Genomic DNA, 5,123 nt, shown 5'->3' on the forward strand with positions numbered 1-5,123 from the left:
TACTTATTGATGTAAAGCACGTATTCCCTGACTTTCTTTGAGTGTGGGGTGTTGAAAAAGTATCTTGCTGAAAAGATCGAGACTTATCTTTTTATTCAGCTACCTAAGCCAAGTGAGTATCCAAATGTTTTAAAAATTTCTGCTGAAGATTACTGGTGTATCCAAAATAACGGCTGGTCTATTGATTCTGCTACTGAAATTTTTAGTGAGGAATGGACATCTGATGACGAGTTTTTTGTCACCGAATCTGAAATTTATGGGAATAATAAACTCTATCATCAATTGAAAAAGAACTCCGAATAAGAAAAACATAGGAAGATTTTAGTCTTCCTATGTTTTCATTCATATTATTTATCTGTTTGTTTTTGCTTCTTTTTCAAATACTCTGCACGTATTTTTTCAAGTTGCTGCTTTTTATCAAATTTGGCAGGCGTCTGTTTTTCATGATACTTTGTCACAGCTACCTTACCTTTGGTATCCAATTGATATTTTCCCACTTTGTTCACCTACTTTTCTTGTCTCTAAAGAGAATCTATTCAACAAATATAATATACCTTATTTTACTGAAGTAAACCTTATTACATTATTAGTGTACTGCTAACTTTGCATATATCAGTAAAAACATTAAAAACTTAGTAAAATAATTCATCGCCAAATGGTATTCATTTCATTGCTATAATCAAAATAAAATGCCTTGACACACTGCATAAGCCTCAATAATTCTATAAGCAGTATTCGTTTCTGTGATATTTATATTTCAAGTTATCAACTCATACTACATTAATCCTTTTTTGAACTCAATCTTTCTAACTTTTCTTTATTAATGATAAAATATTTCCTTCCTTTTTTCTCTAATAATCCGTCTTCATGGAATTGGTTAAGTGTGTATAATAAATGTCGATAGCTTACCCCCACGTATTCTGCTGTTTCGGTATGCTTCTCTTGAAAGCATCCATCGTTTTCTATTTGAAGAATATATTTGGCCAATCGATTTTTGAATTCATAATCCTGCATAGCTGTGTAATGATCTGTTCTTTTAAGTAATTTATCACCTAAATATTTTGATAAATTATGGAGAAAAAGATTGTCATTTAACAGATGCTCTTTCGATGAAGCCAATGGAACCGCTAAGCAAGTGCAGTCATTTATAGCCACAACATCTTTTAAATCCTTTTCCACCTCAATCAAGGATAATTCACCAATAAAATCATCTTTCTTTAGGAACTGAATCAGCGCACGTTTTCCATTTTCGTGTACTATATATATTTTTGCCCGCCCATCCAATAATAAAAATAAGTACTGAATATCTTCATCAAAGCGCACTATATATTCATTAGAAGAAAACTTACAAATAAAAGCCTGATGTAAAACTGCTTTCGGAAAAGTTTCTTGAATATCATTATATATATCTGCAAAATTTTCAGCGTAATCCTTCAAATTGATTCTTTCCATTTTATCACCTCAATATGAGATATCTCCTATTATTATATTCTTACCTTCGATATATTACTACCAAGGGGTGGATAGGAATGAACAAATACAAACATATTATTTTTGACTTAGATGATACGATACTTGATTTTCAAGATTCAGAAGAAAAGGCTTTAAAACAAATTATTACGCTGTACGAGTTGCCCTATAACAAACAAACCATTGCATGTTATAAGCGCATTAATGATGGATTATGGCATCAATTAGAGGAAGGCTTGATTTCTCGTGAAGAAGTGCTGACAACGCGTTTTTCACTTTTTTTGAAGGAATTTCATATAGATGAAAACGGAGCAAAAGTTGAAGCTATGTACCGTGAGCATTTAAACCAAGGACATAAGACCATTATCCATGCACATGAATTATTAAATGCTTTAAGTAAGCAAGATTATAAATTATATATTGGAACAAACGGTGTAGGAAAGACTCAAAGAAAAAGATTAGGAGGTGCCAAGCTACAAGGATATTTTGAACATCTTTTTATCTCAGAAGAAATTGGTTATGAAAAACCGAATCCCCATTTCTTTTACTATATTTTTGATGCCCTGCATACAAATCGTAAAGAAGAATTTTTAATGATAGGTGATCGTTTAACATCGGATATTCAAGGAGCTATCAATGCCGGAATTGATTGTGTATGGTTTAACCCTAAGAGAAGCATGCCTAAATCATGTTTACCTAAGAGCACATATACGATACCAAATTTAATGCAAATAATGGACATATTAGAGCAATAATCATGAAAAATGTAATTGAATCAATTCTACTCTATATAGTAAGTGCTATTGGCATTAGTCTTACATTAAAAGCCGATGTTGGTGTCAGCAGTTTTAATGCGATGAATTTATCCATATCTGAATGGACTTCCATCAAAGTTGGCACAATTACATTCATTGCAAATCTCATTTTTCTATTCGGTTATATCTGCCTATGCGAAAAAAGGGATTTTAGAAAATTCACTTTGATGTTCATTTCCATCTTGTTCTTTGGAATGGTTATTAATTTTTTCCTCTATACTATTTTCGGTACGATTCACGTAGAGAATTATTTAGTAAGAATCGGACTATTTATTTTCGGTGCGATACTAGCCGGTGGAGCAACAGGCATTATTTTATCATTAGATATTATTCCTTTTCCTATTGAAAGTTTATGTTTACAAATAGCCGAATTAACAAAACGCCCTTTCTCTCAATACAGATATTGTGTCGATTTATTCTCCATTATTCTATCAATAACAATATCACTACTATACAATTTACCAATCAATATTCGGGAAGGAACGATTATCAGCTTCTTCTTATTGTCCGGCATTATTTCTTATACACGATTGAAATTTAAAAAATATCAGCAGAAACCTAAAACTCAATAAAAAGCATAACTAAAAAATAACCTCTTACGGATAAGAATCCAAGGAGGCTATTTTTATCAAACTTTAATATAAATGATCAATCTTTTTTGTAAAACTACAGTCGAACTAACCTGCCCCTTTAGCTCATTAAGCAAAAAGGCTGCCAAATGGCAGCCCTGGAACTGAGCTTCCTTCACATGAGAAGATTAGCTGGGTTTCTTAATTATTTTCATCCAATTCGGATCCGACTAGTAAAAAAGTGACTTCCCAATGTCCAGCAATCGCCCCAGATTGTTGATAAACGTATACTCTTCTAAATAGAAAGGGCATGTTTTGAAAAAAAATAATCAAAACACGCCCTTTTATTTATATTAAATTGGATTGATCTTTTATATAAAACGCTGACCCTTTTTGTCTTCCTTAAAAAACAAACGACCCATTTTTAAAGTGGCTCTGTTATATTCATTGTTGAATTTATCAAAAAAACGATTTCTATCGATCAGTTTCCAACGATTTACAGATAGTTGTAATTAGCCCTTTAAAAATGTTAGCAGTGCTTCATTAAATTCTTTGGCATGTGTTGCATTGAACCCATGTGGACCACCCTTTATTAAAGTTACCTTTGAATCAGGAATTGCTTCATGTGTCTGCTTCCCACTATTTTCAAATGGAACAATTGCATCTGAATCACTATGAAGAACGAGGGTAGGTATATTAAACTTGGCTAAATCCCCTCTGAAATCCGTTTTGCTGAAAGCAGCGATACAATCCAGTGTCCCTTTAGGCGATGCACCCGCTGCAATATCCCTATTGTAAAGTCGGAATGGTTCACTGACTAAGTCTGTTCGATCTCCAGCAGAAAAAAATCCTCTCGTAAACTCATCAAGAAATGCCAGGCGATCATTTTTCACTCCATTTTCCAATCCTTGAATGTCTGCATCATCAAATGCTCCCTCAGGATGTTCTGCTGACTTGTAAAGAAATGGTGGTACAGCTCCTGCAAATACAGCCTTCTCTACTCTATCTGTTCCATAAGTTCCGATATAGCGGGCTACTTCTCCACCCCCCATAGAAAATCCGACCAGTGTCACACGTTGGATATCCAAATGCTCCAGTAACTGGTGTAAATCAGTAGCGAATGTGTCATAATCGTAACCGTTCCATGGCTGCGAAGAGTTACCGAACCCTCGACGGTCATAAGTTATGACTCTGTATCCAGCCTCAACGAGAGCAGGAACTTGATATTCCCAAGATCGGCCACTTAATGGCCAACCGTGAATTAATACTACCGGCTTCCCTCTACCATGGTCCTCATAATATAGTTCAATCGGTGTTTCGTTTTCGGTTCCTACAGTAATTTTCGCCATTTTTCTACCTCCCAGAAATATTCCGATATATATCCTATTCTCCAATAATACGGATGAATCCCGTAGCCTATTTCACGTTTTATATTGCGGACTCCAAGCATAATAATCCTTTTGTTCCGATGATTCATTTTCTCTTTTTTGTAACAACGAAATGGGCTGAACCATCCATGACTGCCAATGATTCGATTATAAGAATTATTGCGTAAACTAGCACAAATAAGGCCAATGGTTTTGGTCATATCCCCTCCTTGTTTGTCATACCTATTCATGATACTATACTTCACCAGGTGTGGGAATAGGTACCAATAATGGTATAAAAAAGCCAAACGAAAATGAGATTACATTTCGAAAAGCCTTGAATTCAATAGAATCTAGGGCTTTTTGTGTATGGGTTCCGTTACTATAACGTCTGGATGAAAAGAATTGAACAATAGGAAAGACAAAGGGCTGCAATCAAGAATTAAAATCCGCTCAAATCCCGGAATATACTAAGTGCCATTTGTGAATAATAAGAGTGTTAAACAATGGATTAAGGAGGACTTGCATGCAACAGGATCAACAAGCTAAAAAGAATTCGGGTTCAATCATGAAACCAGGATTTTCAGGAACTGATGCACAAAAAGTAAAACAAGAAATTCAAAAAGATGTAATCGAAGGACAAGGTGCAATGACTTCCCGAGAGGCAGGAGCAATGCGGGATTAAAAAACCACTCTGAGAGTGGTCTTTTATATGCTTTAACGCAAATTTTAAAAAGAGTAAAAACAAGGTCAAATTAAGTTTTCTTGTAAATAAATCATATCTATTACTTCATGCATACAATTCGGCCCTCTTCCTTTCACTCTCCGTTCTCTTATTCTTATCTCTTGGCTCTTTTCGTAAAGATTGTTGTTTTTAAAAACTAAACGATTTAAGGTTGATT

At 34.3% G+C, this 5,123-nt stretch carries 8 protein-coding genes; 4 read left to right on the top strand and 4 right to left on the bottom strand.

Features of this window, described 5'->3' with window-relative positions; genetic code table 11:
- Positions 1–51: 51 nt before the first annotated feature.
- Positions 52–303 carry a hypothetical protein gene (locus ACFVSH_RS22600; protein ID WP_387602718.1) on the top strand — a complete coding sequence of 84 codons (252 nt, stop codon included), beginning with the start codon at positions 52–54 and terminating at the stop codon, positions 301–303.
- Between the two features lie 44 nt (positions 304–347).
- Here the strand turns inward: ACFVSH_RS22600 and ACFVSH_RS22605 are convergent, their stop codons facing one another.
- Positions 348–497, bottom strand: a complete 150-nt coding sequence (locus ACFVSH_RS22605; RefSeq protein ID WP_387602720.1) for a hypothetical protein — start codon at positions 495–497, stop codon at positions 348–350.
- Positions 498–780: 283 nt separating this feature from the next.
- Positions 781–1,452 (bottom strand): transcriptional regulator YeiL, encoded by a 672-nt coding sequence (gene yeiL, locus ACFVSH_RS22610; protein WP_387602723.1) that lies wholly within the window; start codon positions 1,450–1,452, stop codon positions 781–783.
- Between the two features lie 77 nt (positions 1,453–1,529).
- On the opposite strand from yeiL, the gene ACFVSH_RS22615 reads away from it, so the two are divergent.
- Positions 1,530–2,225, top strand: coding sequence for a YjjG family noncanonical pyrimidine nucleotidase (locus ACFVSH_RS22615; protein ID WP_387602726.1), 696 nt, complete (start codon positions 1,530–1,532; stop codon positions 2,223–2,225).
- 2 nt (positions 2,226–2,227) lie between these two features.
- Positions 2,228–2,857 carry a YczE/YyaS/YitT family protein gene (locus ACFVSH_RS22620; RefSeq protein WP_387707940.1) on the top strand — a complete coding sequence of 210 codons (630 nt, stop codon included), beginning with the start codon at positions 2,228–2,230 and terminating at the stop codon, positions 2,855–2,857.
- Between the two features lie 509 nt (positions 2,858–3,366).
- Here the strand turns inward: ACFVSH_RS22620 and ACFVSH_RS22625 are convergent.
- Positions 3,367–4,203, bottom strand: coding sequence for an alpha/beta fold hydrolase (locus ACFVSH_RS22625; protein WP_387602731.1), 837 nt, complete (start codon positions 4,201–4,203; stop codon positions 3,367–3,369).
- Complete coding sequence (locus tag ACFVSH_RS22630; RefSeq protein ID WP_387707942.1) at positions 4,185–4,442, bottom strand: hypothetical protein; 258 nt, start codon at positions 4,440–4,442, stop codon at positions 4,185–4,187. Before ACFVSH_RS22630 ends, ACFVSH_RS22625 begins: the two co-directional genes overlap by 19 nt.
- A 305-nt stretch (positions 4,443–4,747) precedes the next feature.
- Here ACFVSH_RS22630 and ACFVSH_RS22635 point away from each other — a divergent pair, with 305 nt between their 5' ends.
- Positions 4,748–4,906 carry a hypothetical protein gene (locus tag ACFVSH_RS22635; RefSeq protein ID WP_387707944.1) on the top strand — a complete coding sequence of 53 codons (159 nt, stop codon included), beginning with the start codon at positions 4,748–4,750 and terminating at the stop codon, positions 4,904–4,906.
- Positions 4,907–5,123: the final 217 nt, after the last annotated feature.

It is taken from the genome of Peribacillus sp. NPDC058002, from assembly GCF_042886655.1.
Taxonomy (GTDB): Bacteria; Bacillota; Bacilli; order Bacillales; family DSM-1321; genus Peribacillus; species Peribacillus aracenensis.